Consider the following 16236-nt stretch of genomic DNA (forward strand, 5'->3'; position numbering starts at 1 on the left):
GACCATGTCCCACACCCAACGAACCGATACGTACACGCGCTGGGCAGTCATCGCATCCGGCGAGGGAGGCGGTCGCATCGCCTCACAGTTCTTCAGCCGCCGGGAGAACCCCGGCGTCGAGGACCGGATCCTCGTCATGAACACGAACCGGACGGACATCCGGAACACGATCGACCGCCTCGAGAACACCCTCGGCGACTCGGATTCGCTCGGCGACCACGCGATGGTCTTCGGCAGCGACGAGGGGGCCGGCAACGTCTTCGCCGACGGCGAGCGCCTCGCCGAGGAAAGCATCGACGAGATCATCCGCTCGATCCGCGGCGTGGTGCCGACCGCGGACGCGTTTATGCATATGGCGACGCTCGGCGGCGGCACCGGGAACGGGTCGATCCCCTACACGATCCGAACGTTCAAAAACGGGAGCGACAGCGATGCCTATGAGCCCTGGATGGAGGACGTCATCCACGCGGCGATCGGCGTATGGCCCTACGAGGACGAACCGCCCCAACAACAGTTCAACGCGGTCTGTGGGCTCTCCCGCCTCCTGCGAATGCCGGACGGGACACAGAACGCGGACATGGTCCTCCTCGGCGCGAACACCCACATCGCCCAGATGGGCAACGGCGACGATGATCCACACGGCCATCCGAACGACATCGTCAACGAGCGGCTGATCGAGGCGTTCGACCTGATGATCAGCGCGGGCCGGGAGACCCAGGGCGTGATCGACGTCCAGGACTACGTGAGCGTTCCCTCACAGATCGGCGCGTACCACTTCACGCCGGCCATCGCGACGGACATGAACGCGAACGTCTACGACCTCGAGTACATGTTCGAGAAGGCCGCAGAGAACGCCTTCGTCCCGATGGACGTCTCGACGACGAAGACGGCGTTCGCGATCGTCCGGGCGCCCCGGGGGCTGGCGAACGACGAGGAGTTCAGCGAGAACGCGGTCAACTCCGCCTTCGAATCCTGGAAGCGGGATCGGGGTATCGACGCGCCGGGGATGTCGACCGTCTCCATCACCGACGGTGCCCGCGACAAGGTCGACGTCCTGTTGCTGCTGGGCGGCTTCGATCTGGAGCCGCTTTTGGACCGCTCCTGGGACGCCTTCGAGACGCACAAGACGCGGCTCGAACGCGGCCGGCGGCTCGGCAACGCGTCGATCGCCGCCGACCAGATGACCCGGATCGAAGAGAACCTCGACGAGTACATCAGGTTCCTGGAGGAGTGAATGAGCCGGACCCGGACACGCATCGACGCGGTCGCGTTCACCCTCCTGCTGCTGGTCGCGCTCTCGATCGCACCGGTCGCGGGGGCAGCCCTGGGTGCGGGCGATAGCGGCGTCGCCGGCGACACGGGTGGTGGGTCCGCCGTCGACGCCGGTGGCGAGTCCGCCGTCGACGCACGGGAGAGCACGACCGTCGACGACCGTCCGACGTCGACGGCGATCGCTCTCGGTGCCGCCGATCCGGCGGCACGGAACGTCGAGACGAACAGCACGGCACGGAACTCGAACCTCTCGTTCACACTCGATGGATCGACGCTCGAGATCGAGGTCTCCGCCGACGCCTTCGAGAGCGAGAACGAGACCGGGATCGACGTCGTCGTCGCGGACGCGGACCCCTACGAGAACGTCGAGGGGTCCGAGACGGATGGCACCTACACCTACGAGGTCGATCTCACCCAACGGTCCTTCGACGACCTCTCGGACGCGACGGTGACGGTCTCACGGACCAGTGACGGGGAATCACTCGGCGATGGAACGGGCACATTATGGTACGTCGACCTCGCGAGCGACGGCGCCGCCTTCGACGCACAAAACCGGCTCGTCGTGCCGATCGAGCAGTCGATCGGGCTGCAGGGGAATCTGCTGTTCACCCTCTCGGCGGGCGATGAGGAGACGAACGTCTACGCCGAACGGATCGGCCCAGCAAGTGATGCTGACCGCGACCGGCTCCGGTTCGTCCGTAGCTCCGGGTTCGAGACCCTGATCGGAACGGGCGAGGACATCGAGATCGGGGCCGCGGACCACGAAGATGCCCCGCGTGTCGGATCTCCGACGACGATCGCGGTGGACGACATCACGGGGAACCCGCAGGTTCTCCTCGACGGCGGCGACGTGGTCGTCGCTCACCCACAGATCGCCAACGGGAGCGAGTACGTAGTCACGATCGAGGGAACCGTCGGGGAGCGGTCCCCGATCACCACGCGCAGCATCACCGCCGAGAACGGCGGTGAACTCCGGTTTTCCTCCGGGGGCCTGGTGCTCGGCGCGCCCGGATCCGAAGTGGAAGTCGAGATCGAGGGTGACGGCGGAACGGTCGGATCTGGGACGGCAACGATCTCGGGGACGGTCCTCGAGGCGAGAGTGACGAACGCCTCCAACGTCGCCGTCTCCGGACTGAGCGACACGGTCGCACTCGACACGAATGACGACGAGAACGCCACGCCGACCGTCGACGTCTACGTCTCCTGGGAGAACCGGTCGGGCGAGCCGCGCCTCCTCGAGGACGTTCCGGTCGACGTCGACAACGAAACGCTCGTCGTCCCCGAGACCGGCTACCGGCTCACCGGAACGGGACATACCCTGTTGATCGTCACTGAGGAGGACGAGACCGCCGTCGCCTCGACCGTCGACGGATCGGCGGACGAGGACACCGGCGTCGAACCCCTGACCGGCGGTATCGGCGGTACAGGCGGGATCGTAGGGATCGTCGGTACCGTCATCGGATCGACGATCGGACAGGCCATCCTCGGGTTCCTCCTCGTGGTCGTCATCGGCGGGATCGGGGTCTTCAAACTGACCTCCTCGGGCGGATCGGACGGTCCCGGCGGATCCGGCGGCCGCGGTCAATCGGGAGCCGGCGGCGGGATGGGCATCCAGACCGTCGACGTCGATCTCGTCGACGCGAGCGGCGACCCCGTCGACACGACGCGAACCGTCGTTTTCGAGCCGACCGGCGGGATGGCGAACACGATGAATCCGCAACAGAAACGGGTTGCCGGGAGCGGGGAGGTGGACGTCCCGGAGCAACAGTACTACGTGCGCGTCGAGGGGAGCGACACGGGCACGACGCTTCCGCGCGGCCAGGAGTCGATCCGGGTCCAGGTGCCGCCCCAGCAGGGGACGGTCACCGTGCATAGCGCCCGCGACGAGGACGAACGCATCGCGGACGCGGAGATCCGGTGCCGGACCCCGGAGGACGTCATCACCACCGACGTGGACGGCGACGACCTGCGGACCGACGGCGACGGGACGACGACCCTCGAGCTGCCGCCGTCGGTCGATCCCGAGTCCGTGACGCTGGAGGTCGAACACGACCGCTACGAGTCGACCGAGTCGGGACTCCAGCAGTCGATCGGGTTGGAGCCGAAGACGGGGACGATCGTCGTCGAGACGGGCATCGACGGGCAGTCGGCGGGCAACGTTCCCGTGTCGGTTCAACCGGTCGGGGAGTTCCCGCGCGCCAACGACGGCGGCACGGAGGCGCGAAGCGACGACGATGGGTCGGTGACGATCGACGACCTCGTGATCGGGGAGTACCGGGTCACGGCGTCGTTCGACTCGGACGCGATCGTCGACGTGGACGAGGAGACCGTCGAGGTGGTGGCGGACGAGCAGCGCCGCGTCTCGATCGACGGCGCGTTCGATTTCGATCTCGCGCCGTATCAGGTGCGGATCGACGAGCTCAACGAGGAGATCGCCGACCTCACCCGGTCGAACCGCGACGGCGCGATCCCGTATTACTACGGAAGCGTGCTCACCGCGGCGCTGGATCTCCTCTCGACGTTCCCCGACCAGGGACTGCTGTTCGTCGAACACGGCGTCGACCCCGACGAGGTGACCGAGGCCGTCCTCGCGGCGGTCGCGGACGCGATCGAGTACACCCGCGACGCGATGACGACGAAACAGAACGTCGACCTGTTCGGCGCGTGTTCCTCCCTGCGCAACGAGCGCGTCCGCTGGGAGGGCGATCCCGCGGTCCTGACGACGTCCGGAGACGATCGGCGATCCGGGGGATCCGGGCGGCGGTCCTCATCCGGGCGCCGGAGTGGCGGTCGGTCCGACGATCGGCGAGGGCGGCGTTCCGGCGGGGGGACGGGCGGTCCCCGCGGGAGCGACCAGCGGACGGCGATGCTCGAGGAGCTGATCACGGTGGTGGCGGCCGAGCGGGCGGACCACCGCGGGCGGACGGCCGACCGGCTCGAGGAGACCGAGGCGGTCCTGAGCGAGCGGCGCGGGGAGGTCTCGACGGTCTCGCCCGTCCGCGAGCAGTACGACCGGATCAAGGACCATCTGTCGAGTACGCCCGGCGATACCCGGACCGAAACGCGGGTCCAGTTCGTGGTGTCGGCGTGGATGCTCGACGCCGTACAGCGCGTGTTCGATCACCCCGAACTCGTGGACCGACTGGAGGAGACGGTGTTCTAACATGGTGACGCGACGATCCCTCATCGTTATCGGCGTATCGCTGCTTGCGTTGTCCTCGCTCGCGGTCACGGGGGCCTCTGCGGACCACGGGTCCGCGGGCGAGTACCTCACGCAACTGAACGACCTCCGGAACGCGGAGGCACTGACCGAATACACCGAACTCGACCTGGCACGGAGCCAGGCGGTCGTCGAGCTACAGACGGCCGCGGAGTTCGATTCGTCGATGGACACGCGGATGCATCACCTCTTGAACGCGATCCTCGCGTTCCAGGAGGCGTACGCCGACGCCGAGGAGAACCCGATCGAGAGCGTCGACCACGCCACGGAGGCGCAGTCACACCTGAACCAGCTCTCGGACGCCGGCGGGGAGGAGTACGCCGGCCTGGGGACGGTCGCGCTCGAGCGGTTCTACGCGACCCAGGGAGAAACCCTCTACGAGCAGGCGCAGGCGGCCGAATCGACCCCACGGCGGCTCGAGCTCCTCAACGCGTCGGTTCGCGCCTTCGACGGCGCCGGGGAGTCGGAGCGGTTCGCCGACGCCCAGCTGGAACGCGACCAGCTTCTCGCGGAGTACGAGAGCGATATGAACCGTCACGACGAGCTCGTCGGCGACGCGAACACCTACCTCGACGGCTGTGGCGCGGCCTGTGAGGGGACGACCGACTACGTCCTCTCCGGCCCCTTCGGCGCGATCTCCGAGTACACGGCGGCGATGAGCGCCCACGGAGACGCCAGCGAGGCCGCCGCGATCGCCGAGGAACACGGACTCGACGGGGACACGAGCGAGGCCGCGGCGCTTGAGAGCCGGGCCTTCACCGCGATGGTGTCCGCGGGCGTCGCAAGCGCCATCCTCGCGTTCTTCTACGCCGGCGTCTTCATCGCCGTCGCCGCCGGCGTGATCTGGCGGATCTCGGTCTGGGCACGCGATCTCCACACGAGCGCCCTCGACGAGCTCGTGACACCCCTGGAGGTGGACGATGCCTGAGGCGCTCGGGATGCGGCGGCTCGTGGTGATGGCCGTCGCCCTGTCGGTGCTCGTCGGGCTCTCGATGCCCGTCGGGGCGGCCTCCGGCAGCGTCACGGTCGATGCGGCGATCGACAGCGGATCGGAGTCGACGACGATGCAGTTCACGTTCACGGCCCCACAGAACGGGACGATCACGAGTGCGGATGAGCCGTCGACCGGCGACGTCTCATTCACGTTCGACGATCGGCTCCCGATGACCGTGCAGGCGGGCCAGACCTACCGCGTCTCCTACAGAGCGACTGCCGACCAGAGCGCGTCCGAGGGGACATACAGCGAATCCGCCAGCCTATACTACGACGACGGCAGCACCGCGACGACGGAGTCCCTAGATCTAACCGTTGACGAGGCGGAACCTCGGTTCGGGAGCGTTCAGGTCGACGATGCGCCCGTCGAGGTCGTCTTCACGAGTAGCGGTTCACAGACCCAGAGCGTGTCGCTTGACGTCCCGAACACCGGGAACGGCGCGATGGTTCCGGAGGACGTCGCGTTCGACACGCCGCAAGGGATCTCCGTGAGCGTCGACCGAATGCCGTCGCGGATCGACGGCAACCGGGAGGGAACGATCGACCTCCAGGTGACCGTCGATCGGGATGCGCCGACGGGGACGACACGGGTGTCCGGCACGGTGCAGGACAACCTCGGCACGTCCGGCGGCGACTTCAGCTTCGACGTCGACGTGAGCACGCCGCCGGTCGCGGGCGTCGCGGGCAGCACGGTCGACGTCGGCGACGTGCTGGTGGGGTCGAGTTCGACGGCGGAGTTCCGGGTCACCGAACAGGGCGGGTTCACCGGCCTCGACGGCCTCGAGGTGTCGGGCGGGTCGGATGCGGACGGATCCATCGCCTTCGACACCGGCGGCTTCTCGACGAGCGCCGGCGGGTCGGACACGGCCGCGGTTCGGATCACCGCGGATTCGGACGCCCGACAACACGAGACGCTCCGGTTCACGACGGACATCTCGGGGACGGATCCCGACAGCCCGGCCACGTCCGTCACCTTCGAGGCGCGGGTGATCTATCCGGCGACGCTCGCGGACGTGCGCGTTCCGATGCGCACCTTCGAGTTCGACGAGCCACGCACGGTCTCCACCCAGCAGACCGACGCGACCGTCGAGTTCGAGAACGGCGGCGACCTCGAGATGGACGTCCAGTCGGTTGACGCGTCGGTGAGCGACTCGCGGATCGAGGCGAGCGTGACCGACGTCCCGGGCGCCGTTCCGGGCGGCGGAACCGGGGAGGCGACGGTGCAACTGGCCGCCGATCCGGACACGCCGGAGGGAACCTACGCCCTCGACGTGCGCGTCGATGCCGGCGACGCGGGCACCGAGACGATCACGCGCGAGATCGAGGTCCAACACGGTACCGACCTCGCGGTCGGCGAGTCGAACGTCGCCTTCGGCGAGGTGACGATCACCGAACAGCGGACGCGGACGATCGACGTCGGCGAGGCGCTCGGGTACAACGACCTCTCGAACGTCGAACTCGAGCGGGTCTCCGGGTCCGACCGATGGCTGACGGTGAACCAGGAGCCGCCCAGCGACATCGACGCCGGCGAGACGGGACCGCTCGTCTATAGCCTCCAGTTCGACACTGACGCCGAGGCGTATCAGGAGTACACCTGGCGCTATCGCGTCTCCGCGGACGGCGTCGAGACGGAGACCATCGAGGTGACGGCGGTCGCCAGGCTTCTCTCGCCGGAGGCGATCATCGGCGACCTCGAGGAGCAGGCGAGCGCTGGCGGGTGGCAGGCGACGACCGCGGAGTCGACGACCGGGGCACTGCGGTCGATGGAGACCCGCCTCCAGGAAGGCGAATCCTTCTCGAACGGGGACATCCAGCGGACGCTGACGGTCGGGCAAAGCACCGTCGTGCTGATCGATTCCGTCGAATCGGCCCAACAGTTCCAGTCGGAGGGCAACTACGAGGCCGCCCAGCGTGAGGTGATAAGCGCGATCATCGCCCGGAACATGGTCGCCCAGTACGCCTCGAACATCGAGGACCAGGAGACGGCGGACGCGCTCGAGACGTCGGTGTCGGCCACCGAGGACCCGGTCGCATCGATCGTCGACGAACAGCGGTCCCACTACGAATCAGTGCTCGAGGACGGGGAGGCAACCGCGCTCGAACGACACTTCGCGAGCGACAACCTGGCCGAGCTGGCCAGACAGCGCGGCAACGGCGACCAGGTCGACGAGTACGAATCGACCGCCGAGTCGAGCTTCGCGGAGTACCAACAGCAGGTTTCGACCGGCGTCGACCATCGAACGACGGCGATGAACGACCACCGGGCCTTCGCCGACAACGCCACGTTGACGGTCCTGGGCCAGCCGTTCGTGTTGAACCCGGCACGGATCGACGAGGTCACCGCTCACGCGGCGAGCGTTTCCGGGGACCTCGATGCGGCCGAATCCGCGTTCCGCGAGGCCGGCGCGACCGGCGAGGCGGAGGCGGTCGCGGACACGCGAAACGAGATCGGGACCGAGTTGACGATCCTCCGGTACTCGCTGTACGGCGCGACCCTGCTGTTCGCGGTGGTGTTCCTCCTGTTCGTGGTTCGGGAGGTTCTCAACGCGCGGACCTTCGTCCAGGAGTCCAAGGAGGCAACGGCGGGCGACTTCCTGCTGTAGCGGTCGATCCGCCGTTTCACCCCGGATCGTCGCCGCGAGCGACGGGGATTTGTACGCGCGAGCCGGATCCATCCGTACGCGACGGGACGAATGGTCACGCAACGACGCGTTCGGGTATACAAAGCGCTGACGCGGCTTCTCGGGGCCGGTATCTGCGGCGTCGGCATCGTCGTGATGATGTCCTGGCCCGTCCAGGGAGTGGTGTGTGCGTCCGTCGGCGTGGTCTGTGCGGTGCGGCCGTACATCTTCGCGGAGCTGTTGGAATGGCTCGGCGTCATCGAGGACGCGACGTGAGGAACCGGCCCCGTCAGGTCCACCCGGTGGAGACACGTTTTTTGCGGTGCGCGTCCCTCGTGCAGGTATGTCCGCGCTTCGAACCCCGAACGAGCGAGTCTGTGAGAACTGCGGCCGGATCGAGCGGTGGGACGACGATCGTGAGAGCTGGCGCGTCGAGGAGGCCGGCGACACCTTCTGCATCCACGAATGGGACATCAACGGCGACTTCCTCCCGTTCGACGATGAGGCCGACCACACGGCGGACGCCGGCGACGCCGCCGATCGCCGTGACTGAGACGGCAACCGTACGCCGATCCTCCACGTGACCGTGCCGCGGGACCACGCCAAGCGGATCGCCGAGACCGTGGTGGCAGAACGGCTCGTTGCCTGCGTCAACCGCGTGCCGTGCCGGTCGACGTACCGGTGGGACGGCGACGTCGTCGCCGATGAGGAGACGCCCGACGTCGACGGCGGGGTGGGCGACGACGAGGGGCCGTACGCCGTCGCCGTACCGGCCAGTTCCGTCCCATCCGAAACGACGAGAAACCCTTTTCCCCGCTCAGCGGCGAGTATGAGGTAAGAATGACGCCCAACAACGACACATCTCCGGCTGACGACGGGACGGACTCGACCGACGATGACGCGGTCCAGACCGACGAGGAGACGGACACCGCACCGGGAGAGCGGACCCGCGAGGAGATCCGCAAGACGCGTGAGAAACTCGGCGAGGGTGCCGACAAGGCGGTTCAGGAGTTCGACGAGGGCATCGTCGACCTGCTGTCGTGGGTGCTCGACACCGAAACGCGCGCCCGCATCTACGTGTACCTCCGGGAGCATCCCCGAAGCACCAGCGACGAGATCGCCGACGGGACGGGGCTATACCCGAGCACCGTTCGGGAGGCGGTGGCCGAGCTCCACGAGGAGGAGACCGTCATGCGGGAGAAACGCGAAAGCGACGGCGCCGGCAACAACCCCTACGAGTACGAGGCGATCGCCCCGAGCGATCTCGTCCGCGGCGTCGCCGGGCAGGTGCAATCGGAGCTGAACACCGTCTTCAACCTCGACCGACGTCTCGGTGGCGACTCGAGCGACGATCGGAGCGAGCCGGTCCGGATCTCCGTCGAGAGCGGTGACGACGGTGAGACGGGGGCGGAAGCCGAGGGCGACGACGACGCCGCCGATGACGTCGACGACGACACCACTACCACGGGAGACACCGACGGGACGTAAGCGAGGCGCGCCGGCGGGACGCCGCCGACGGTTCGGGACCTTTTAAGGTGCGCCGACGCGACGGGCGGGTATGGACGTCGCGCTAGGTGGCACGTTCGATCCGATCCACGACGGCCACCGGAAGCTGTTCGAGCGTGCTTTCGAACTCGGCGACGTGACGGTCGGCTTGACGAGCGACGAGCTCGCGCCGAAGACGCGTCACGTCGAGCGGTACGTACGCCCCTTCGAGGAGCGAAAACGCGATCTCGAGGCCGAACTCGCGCCGCTGGCTGCAGAACACGGCCGCGAGTACACGATTCGAACGCTCACCGAACCGACCGGGATCGCCGTTGAACCGCAGTTCGACGCGCTGATCGTCTCCCCGGAGACGAAGGACGGCGGCGAGCGAATCAACGAGATACGCCGCGAGGCCGGCCACGATCATCTCGACGTCGTCGTCGTCGATCACGTGCCCGCCGAGGACGGCGAGCGGATCTCCTCGACCCGGATCGTGAAAGGCGAGATCGACGAACACGGCGCCCTCACGCCCGACCGCGAGGGTCGTGAGGCGACGCGGCCGGAGTGATCCACCCGCCATCGAGCAACCGGCGATCGGGCCCGCCATCGGACACGCACCGACCGGACCACTCCCAGCCCATCACCAGCTCGGCGGTGTGAACCCCGCTTCCTCAAGGACGTCCTTCCAGTGTGTGTGAACGCTGAGCCGCGTCACCGACATGGCGTCGGCGACTGCCGACTGGGGACGTTCCTGCCCGCGGATCAGCGCCGCGGCGTAGAGACTGGCCGCGGCGACCGTCGCCTTGGAGCGGTCGGCATCGGGGACGTTCGACAAGAAGAGGTCAACCGCCGTCGATCGAACGTCGTCGCCGAGGTCGAGTGTCGCACATGCCTCGTCGATCCGGTCGATCCACTCCTCGTTGGCGACGTGGTCGCTCGCTCGATACATACCTCTCCCTAGCGGGGTCGGGTATATAAATAGTTCCGCGGTTCGACAGGTACTTGGGGAGCCTGCCAGTACCTCACGGTGCGCGTGGGTAGCCAAGCACGGAAACGGCGTAGCGCTTAGGACGCTATCCCGTAGGGGTCCGCCGGTTCGAATCCGGTCCCACGCACTGAGCGAACGGAGTGAGCGAGGGAGTCGGAGCGGATTTGAACCCTGCCACGAGCGAGCGGACGCGAGCGAAGTGGCTCCGGTTCGAATCCGGTCCCACGCATTCTACTGAGAACATCGCCGAGAGCAGCAGGTGCGAACCGAGGATTTGAATCAGGGAGCAGCTCTGCTGCGACCGTGGTTCAAATCCGCTCCGGCGCATATCGCCCGTCCGGTCGGGAGTCCATCGTTGAGTGCAGCAGGGGGGTCGTCCACCGACGGACGACCGCAGGAACCCTTTTACTGGTCAGTGCCGAAACACGCCCGACTGATGACTGCTGCGCAAACTCTGCCGGCCACATCGTTCGAGGGGCGTCAGTGAACGGCGTCGTCTTCTGGCTGCTGATCGTGCTGGCGACGGTGGTCAGCCTCGGCACGGCGTGGACGCTCGGCGCCAACAGCAACTCGCCACCGTTTGCTCCCGCGATCGGGGCCAACGCCATCTCGACGATGAAGGCGGCCTTCGCCATCGGCATCCTCGCCGCGCTCGGCGCGCTCACGCAGGGCGGAAGCATCTCCGAGACGGTCGGGTCCGGCCTCGTCGACGGCGTCGCCATCACGTCCCTTGCGGCGACGGTCGGGCTCCTGACCGCGACCGGATTTATGGCCTTCGGCATCTACAGCGGCTACCCGGTCCCCGCGGCGTTCGCGACCACTGGTGCGATGATCGGCGTCGGGCTGTCACTGGGTGGGTCGCCGGCGATGACCACCTACAGACAGATCGCCACCTTCTGGGTCCTGGTGCCGCCCGTCTCCGGCGGCTTGGCCTACGCCACGGCCACGCTGTTGCGCCACGACGACGTTCCGGAGACGCTGAGTATCCCGTTTCTGGCTGCGCTGGTGGGTGCCATCGTCGCGAACGTCCGGCTGAGCATCCTCCCCTCGCCGACGGGAGCCGAACGGGGCTCGCTGGCCGGTCTCGCTTCGGGCGTGGTCTCGACGCCCACCGTGGCCGGCGTGGACGCCGCGACGATCATCGCGACCCTCGTCGCCGCGGCGGTGAGTTTCCGGCTCATCCGCCGACGGACGGTCGCCTCCGTCGACCGCGGCATCAAGACCTTCCTCATCGTGCTGGGAAGCATCGTCGCCTTCTCCAGCGGCGGCAGTCAGGTCGGTCTCGCCACCGGTCCCTTGGAGAACCTCTACGGAGTCGAACTCGGCCTACCGAGCATCGTTCTGCTCGCACTGGGGGCAGTGGGTATCCTCGGCGGTGCCTGGATGGGCTCGCCCCGACTGCTCCAGGCCACTTCCCGGGAGTACGCCCAACTCGGCGTCCGCCGCTCCATCGCGGCGCTGGTTCCCGGCTTCGTCATCGCACAGGCGGCCATCCTGCTTGGCATCCCCATCTCCTTCAACAACATCATCCTCTCGGGCATCATCGGCGGCGGCCTCGCGGGCGGCTCAGCGGGCGTCTCCCGGAGCAAGATCGCCACGACGCTCGTGTTCTGGGTGCTGACGCTCGCCGGATCGATCGCCATCGGGTACGGGCTCTACCGGCTGGCAGCACCGATCCTAGCGCAGTAGGTTCAGCGGACGACGGTCACCGTCACCGGCGCCTCCGCAACGACCGTGGTGGCGACCGTGCCCAGGAGACGCGAGGCGATGCCGGTGGTCCCTCCGTGTCCTCCCATAACGACGTGGTCCACGTCACCGTCCTCGACGTAGGCGATGATGGTCTCGGCCGGCTCGCCCTCCTTGACGACCGTCTCGACCTCGCTAGCCGTGTCGGCCTCGCTGGCCGTCTCCCTGGCCGCTTCGAGCAGTGCCGTGGCCCGCTCGCGGGCGGTCTCGCGTCGTTGCTCCTCCCGCTCGATGACGCCGCTTTCGCTCATCCCGGTGCTAACGGGCGTGGCCACGCTCAAGATCGTCGTCCGACAGTCGAACACGTCGAGCGCGTGAGCCAGCGCCGCCTCGGCCAGCGGCGACCCGTCAAGCGGGACGAGCACGTGACTGGGCTCCATACACCACGTCGGTGGGCGTGGCACATGAATGGGCGGGATCGACACCGCACGACGCTCGGCAGGTCCCGAAACCCCGTTCCCGCCAGGCGTCATATCTACCGGTTATTCTTGGGTGGGTATTGATGTTTTATAGTTATCGCGCTCGTATCGGGGATCGATGAGCGAATCCGCACAGCAGCACACGTACACGGTCGATGCACACGGCGAAAGCGCGACGCGAACCGCCGTCGAGACGCGCGGCTTCGAGTTCGTCGTCGACGAGCCCGAGGCACTCGGCGGAACGAACGACGGCCCGAACCCGGTCGAGTACCTCCTCGGATCGTGGGCGGGCTGTCTCAACGTCGTCGCCCACATCGTCGCGGACGACTACGACATCGAGATCGATTCGCTTGAGATCTCCCTGGAGGGCGATCTCGACCCCCGAAAGCTCCAAGGCGTCTCCGACGACGCACGAGCCGGCTACCAAGAGATCCGCGTGGCGATCGACGCGGAGACGGACGCGGACGAGGAACGGCTTCAGGCGTGGCTCGAGGACGTCGAGCAGCGGTGCCCGGTCGGCGACAACCTGCAGCACGCGACTCCGACCGAGATCGAACTCGTCGGCGAGTCGGTGTCGGTGACCTCGGAGTAGGAGGCGTCACGGTGACGTCTCGGTGACCGGACGTCCCGACGCGCCGATCAGCGCCGTCGAAGCTTCAGGTCCGCACACAGCGCGTCGATCCCCTCCGTCTCGTGGATCCGTCGCTGTCGCTCGGTGCCGCTTTCGTCGTCGAGGACCTCCCGGATCCCGGTGACGTCGAGCCGGTCGCACTCGCGGTCGACGACCTCCTCGAGGGAGACGACGCCCTCACCGTCGGGAGTGATGACGGACGCGCCGTGGCCGTGTCGGAGCGCACGCCACTTGTTCTCGTCGAGGATCTCCCGGCGGGTGTCGGACCCCGATTCACCGTCGGCGTAGCGCTCCGCCAGGTCGACGACGAGCGCGTGGACGTATTCGGCGAACGCCAACGTCACGTCTGGGTCGCGCTGGCCATCGGGTGCACGGACTTCGACGGTGCCGTGTTGGGTGTGGGGGCGGACGTCGAACCAGAGTTCGCCCCGGTCCTCGATCGAGCCGTGTTCGACCATCCGGCGTTCGTACCGCTGGAACGCCTCGAAGTCCTCGAACCGGGAGGGTATCCCGGTGTTCGGGAGGTTCTCGAAGATCTTTGCCCGGGCGGAGGCGAGCCCGGTGTCGAAGCCGTTCCAGAACGGGGAGTTCGCCGAGAGCGCGAGCAGGACGGGCATATACCATCGCAGTTCGTTGGCGATCCAGACGGCGGCATCGGCGTCGTCGACGCCCACGTGGACGTGGACGCCGGCGGTCGTGTTTCGGTGTTGAGGATACTGGATCCGATCGAGCTGCGAGCGATAGCGGGGCTTTTGGGCGTGGTCGAGCTCGCGCCAGCGCGCCTCCGGGTGGAGTCCGGCGCCGGCGATCCGGTAGCCCTGCGACTCCGCGTGGTCGATCAGCGCGTTTCGAACGTCGATGAGGGCGTCGCGAGCGTTCGCGGGATCGTCGATGCGTGGCGTCTGCACCTCGATCGTGCAGGCGAACAGCTCGTGGTCGACGGCGCCTGCGATCGGGTCCGGTGGGTCGGGCCCGTAGACGAGGTCCGCGATCCCGGAGGTCGGGCGGCCGGCCTCGTCGACGATGAAGAACTCCTCCTCGATGCCGAGCGTGCCCATCCGGTCGAACGCGTCCCGCGAACCGAGTTCCATCGATCACCCCTTATTCGTGGGACACTATATAAGGTCGGAAGGCGGATGGCGGTCACGAATCCGCGAGGATGTTCGTCCGACGGCGACACTCACCGCGGCGTCGCGATGACCGCGAGATGGTCCTCGTGATACGGCTCGAGCCGCCGCCGATCGAGCACCTCGTAGGCGTCGCCGAGCCGGTCGACCGCCCGGTCGAAGACGGCCTCGGGGTCCGCAGTCACGTCCTCGCTGCGTGCCTTGATCGCTGCCACGAGCCGGCCGTCGTCGGCCAGAAACTGCGCGTTGCGAACGGCCACGTCGGCCTGCCCCCTGGTCGCGACGTCCTGGACGATCGCGTCGAGATCGGACTCGACCACGTGGGCATACGTCTCTGGCGCCCGCGCGTCCTTCAACAGCGGGAAGAGCCGGTCGCGGGACTGCGCGACGTCCAGCAGGTCGCGGGTGGGCCGCGGCGCGAACTCGACCGCGTAGGTCGGGCCCGCGAAGTCCGCGACGTGGCTGACCGTCGTTCCCGCGGCCGCACCGAGATAGAGGACGCGATCGCCGCCCGCAAGCCCCGTCTCCATCCCGTGCTCGAACATCGCACCCAGTTTCGACCGCGAGGCGTTCCAGGCGCGCCAGTCGCCGTCGGTCGGCTCGCCGTAGACCGGCTCGCCGCGCGTCGCGAGGGTCTCCTCCCCGGCGATGGTGCGTCGCTCGACGCCGGCCGGAAGGACGGAGTCATCGCTCATTGGTCGCCCTCCGCGCCGTCCTCGTCGTCCGCGGCCCGCGCCCGGATCGTTGCGATGCGGTCGCGGAGGTCCTCGTGGACCTCCTCGCGGTGATCGCCGCTATAGTGGTCGATCCGCGCGGCGATCGTCAACTTGCCGGCGAGTGCCCGCGCCGCGGAGCCGCGGTCGGCGGGGCGGGTCTCGCGGACGTACTCGTGGGTGAAGATGATGCCGTGTTTCGGCGACGGCGCGTGCCCCTCGAGGTGTGCGAACAGCGCGTCCTCCGCGCCGAGGACCTGCACCGTTCCCGAGGGCTTCTTCGCGAGCGTCTCGAGGCCGCCCGCAAGCGCGATCAGGCGACTCGCCAGCACCGGCCCGGCCATCGCCGCGAGGTTCGGCGCCACGGCCGGCGCCGTCCGCTCGATGAACTCGCGTATCGCCTCGGCCTCGTCGGCGAGATCGACGACCCGAGTCGCCAACGAGACCGCCCGGCGCTCCGCCGCCGTTTCCGGCTCGTACGTCGCGACCTCGCGCGCGCCCTCGATGCCGGCGTCGACGTCCGCGAACAGGCCCCCGGCCCACTCGGCGGCGCGCTCGGCGAGTTCGTTTGCGGTGCGTTCACAGTCGTCCAGGGATCGGATCGCGTGCACAAGCTGCCGGTCGTCGGCGCGTTCGCGCTCGGCGACCGCCGCCCGCGTTGCGTCGAGGGTGGCCTCGTGAAGCCGGTCGTAGTAGTCGTCGGCGTCGGCCGCGACCCCCGACTCGACGGCGATCTCGGGCCAGTGTCGGGGCTGATCGGCCGATCCCTCGGCGATCGCCGCCGTCGCCGAGTCGGTGCCTCCCGGATCGAGATCCGTGAACCATCCCGTGTGATCGGGATTTGAACCGCTCATAGGGGTCTTTGAAGTCGGACTCATATATGTATTCGCGAACGGGGTTGATCCCTCCCACTCAGTTTGATAAATGATCTATAACTGACTCAATCCAGGTTACTCACGAACCACTCAGTACAGTGTGAGTACCTAACGCTGATGTATTTTGCCTGTTTTCGTTTTGTCGT

At 67.8% G+C, this 16236-nt stretch carries 16 protein-coding genes and 1 tRNA gene; 12 read left to right on the forward strand and 5 right to left on the reverse strand.

The genetic code is table 11. From position 1 onward, the window contains the following. The first annotated feature begins 4 nt into the window (after positions 1–4). The 9 genes from OQF70_RS06515 to OQF70_RS06555 all read left to right on the forward strand — a co-directional run bounded on the left by OQF70_RS06515 (position 5) and on the right by OQF70_RS06555 (position 10159). On the forward strand, positions 5–1234 hold the full coding sequence (locus tag OQF70_RS06515; protein WP_280536568.1) for a hypothetical protein: 1230 nt from the start codon (positions 5–7) through the stop codon (positions 1232–1234). Then, positions 1235–4435, forward strand: a complete 3201-nt coding sequence (locus tag OQF70_RS06520) for a hypothetical protein (protein WP_280536569.1) — start codon at positions 1235–1237, stop codon at positions 4433–4435. Between the two features lies 1 nt (position 4436). Then, the gene (locus OQF70_RS06525) at positions 4437–5420 is read left to right on the forward strand and encodes a hypothetical protein (RefSeq protein ID WP_280536570.1); all 984 of its coding nucleotides are present in this window, start codon (positions 4437–4439) and stop codon (positions 5418–5420) included. Further along, positions 5413–8088, forward strand: coding sequence for a hypothetical protein (locus OQF70_RS06530; RefSeq protein WP_280536571.1), 2676 nt, complete (start codon positions 5413–5415; stop codon positions 8086–8088). The genes OQF70_RS06525 and OQF70_RS06530 overlap by 8 nt, the downstream gene beginning before the upstream one ends. A gap of 90 nt (positions 8089–8178) precedes the next feature. After that, positions 8179–8382, forward strand: coding sequence for a hypothetical protein (locus OQF70_RS06535; protein WP_280536572.1), 204 nt, complete (start codon positions 8179–8181; stop codon positions 8380–8382). Positions 8383–8449: 67 nt separating this feature from the next. Further along, the gene (locus OQF70_RS06540) at positions 8450–8659 is read left to right on the forward strand and encodes an HEWD family protein (protein ID WP_092816140.1); all 210 of its coding nucleotides are present in this window, start codon (positions 8450–8452) and stop codon (positions 8657–8659) included. A gap of 33 nt (positions 8660–8692) precedes the next feature. Further along, complete coding sequence (gene cutA / locus OQF70_RS06545) at positions 8693–8944, forward strand: divalent cation tolerance protein CutA (protein WP_280536573.1); 252 nt, start codon at positions 8693–8695, stop codon at positions 8942–8944. 2 nt (positions 8945–8946) lie between these two features. Beyond that, entirely contained in the window at positions 8947–9594 is a 648-nt protein-coding gene (locus tag OQF70_RS06550; RefSeq protein ID WP_280536574.1) for a winged helix-turn-helix domain-containing protein, read from the forward strand. A gap of 70 nt (positions 9595–9664) precedes the next feature. Further along, on the forward strand, positions 9665–10159 hold the full coding sequence (locus tag OQF70_RS06555) for a phosphopantetheine adenylyltransferase (protein WP_280536575.1): 495 nt from the start codon (positions 9665–9667) through the stop codon (positions 10157–10159). 72 nt (positions 10160–10231) lie between these two features. Here the strand turns inward: OQF70_RS06555 and OQF70_RS06560 are convergent, their stop codons facing one another. Beyond that, a complete protein-coding gene (locus OQF70_RS06560) occupies positions 10232–10540 on the reverse strand; it encodes a transcription initiation factor IIB family protein (protein ID WP_280536576.1) in 309 nt (102 codons plus the stop codon). A gap of 82 nt (positions 10541–10622) precedes the next feature. Here OQF70_RS06560 and OQF70_RS06565 point away from each other — a divergent pair. Both OQF70_RS06565 and OQF70_RS06570 read left to right on the forward strand, forming a co-directional pair. Beyond that, positions 10623–10706: transfer RNA gene (locus OQF70_RS06565), tRNA-Leu, on the forward strand. 356 nt (positions 10707–11062) lie between these two features. Next, the gene (locus OQF70_RS06570) at positions 11063–12268 is read left to right on the forward strand and encodes an inorganic phosphate transporter (RefSeq protein ID WP_280536577.1); all 1206 of its coding nucleotides are present in this window, start codon (positions 11063–11065) and stop codon (positions 12266–12268) included. 2 nt (positions 12269–12270) lie between these two features. Here OQF70_RS06570 and OQF70_RS06575 read toward each other — a convergent pair whose 3' ends face one another. Next, on the reverse strand, positions 12271–12705 hold the full coding sequence (locus OQF70_RS06575) for a universal stress protein (protein ID WP_280536579.1): 435 nt from the start codon (positions 12703–12705) through the stop codon (positions 12271–12273). Between the two features lie 157 nt (positions 12706–12862). Here OQF70_RS06575 and OQF70_RS06580 point away from each other — a divergent pair, with 157 nt between their 5' ends. After that, a complete protein-coding gene (locus OQF70_RS06580; protein ID WP_280536581.1) occupies positions 12863–13336 on the forward strand; it encodes an OsmC family protein in 474 nt (157 codons plus the stop codon). Positions 13337–13383: 47 nt separating this feature from the next. Here the strand turns inward: OQF70_RS06580 and OQF70_RS06585 are convergent, their stop codons facing one another. The 3 genes from OQF70_RS06585 to OQF70_RS06595 form a co-directional block, all read right to left on the reverse strand. Beyond that, complete coding sequence (locus tag OQF70_RS06585) at positions 13384–14466, reverse strand: glutamate--cysteine ligase (protein WP_280536582.1); 1083 nt, start codon at positions 14464–14466, stop codon at positions 13384–13386. An 89-nt stretch (positions 14467–14555) separates the two neighbouring features. Next, entirely contained in the window at positions 14556–15197 is a 642-nt protein-coding gene (locus OQF70_RS06590; RefSeq protein ID WP_280536583.1) for a fibrillarin-like rRNA/tRNA 2'-O-methyltransferase, read from the reverse strand. Then, the gene (locus OQF70_RS06595) at positions 15194–16069 is read right to left on the reverse strand and encodes an NOP5/NOP56 family protein (protein WP_280536584.1); all 876 of its coding nucleotides are present in this window, start codon (positions 16067–16069) and stop codon (positions 15194–15196) included. The genes OQF70_RS06590 and OQF70_RS06595 overlap by 4 nt, the downstream gene beginning before the upstream one ends. Positions 16070–16236: the final 167 nt, after the last annotated feature.

The organism is Halopenitus sp. POP-27, from assembly GCF_029889855.1.
GTDB classification, from domain to species: domain Archaea; phylum Halobacteriota; class Halobacteria; order Halobacteriales; family Haloferacaceae; genus Halopenitus; species Halopenitus malekzadehii.

Coding starts and splice junctions, on each gene's coding strand:
- OQF70_RS06520 (WP_280536569.1), top strand. CDS start 1,235: ATGAGCCGGACCCGGACACGCATCGACGCGGTCGCGTTCACCCTCCTG.
- OQF70_RS06540 (WP_092816140.1), top strand. CDS start 8,450: ATGTCCGCGCTTCGAACCCCGAACGAGCGAGTCTGTGAGAACTGCGGC.
- OQF70_RS06560 (WP_280536576.1), bottom strand. CDS start 10,540: ATGTATCGAGCGAGCGACCACGTCGCCAACGAGGAGTGGATCGACCGG.
- OQF70_RS06575 (WP_280536579.1), bottom strand. CDS start 12,705: ATGGAGCCCAGTCACGTGCTCGTCCCGCTTGACGGGTCGCCGCTGGCC.
- OQF70_RS06595 (WP_280536584.1), bottom strand. CDS start 16,069: ATGAGCGGTTCAAATCCCGATCACACGGGATGGTTCACGGATCTCGAT.
- OQF70_RS06530 (WP_280536571.1), top strand. CDS start 5,413: ATGCCTGAGGCGCTCGGGATGCGGCGGCTCGTGGTGATGGCCGTCGCC.
- OQF70_RS06555 (WP_280536575.1), top strand. CDS start 9,665: ATGGACGTCGCGCTAGGTGGCACGTTCGATCCGATCCACGACGGCCAC.
- OQF70_RS06580 (WP_280536581.1), top strand. CDS start 12,863: ATGAGCGAATCCGCACAGCAGCACACGTACACGGTCGATGCACACGGC.
- OQF70_RS06590 (WP_280536583.1), bottom strand. CDS start 15,197: ATGAGCGATGACTCCGTCCTTCCGGCCGGCGTCGAGCGACGCACCATC.
- OQF70_RS06585 (WP_280536582.1), bottom strand. CDS start 14,466: ATGGAACTCGGTTCGCGGGACGCGTTCGACCGGATGGGCACGCTCGGC.
- OQF70_RS06515 (WP_280536568.1), top strand. CDS start 5: ATGTCCCACACCCAACGAACCGATACGTACACGCGCTGGGCAGTCATC.
- OQF70_RS06525 (WP_280536570.1), top strand. CDS start 4,437: ATGGTGACGCGACGATCCCTCATCGTTATCGGCGTATCGCTGCTTGCG.
- OQF70_RS06550 (WP_280536574.1), top strand. CDS start 8,947: ATGACGCCCAACAACGACACATCTCCGGCTGACGACGGGACGGACTCG.
- OQF70_RS06535 (WP_280536572.1), top strand. CDS start 8,179: ATGGTCACGCAACGACGCGTTCGGGTATACAAAGCGCTGACGCGGCTT.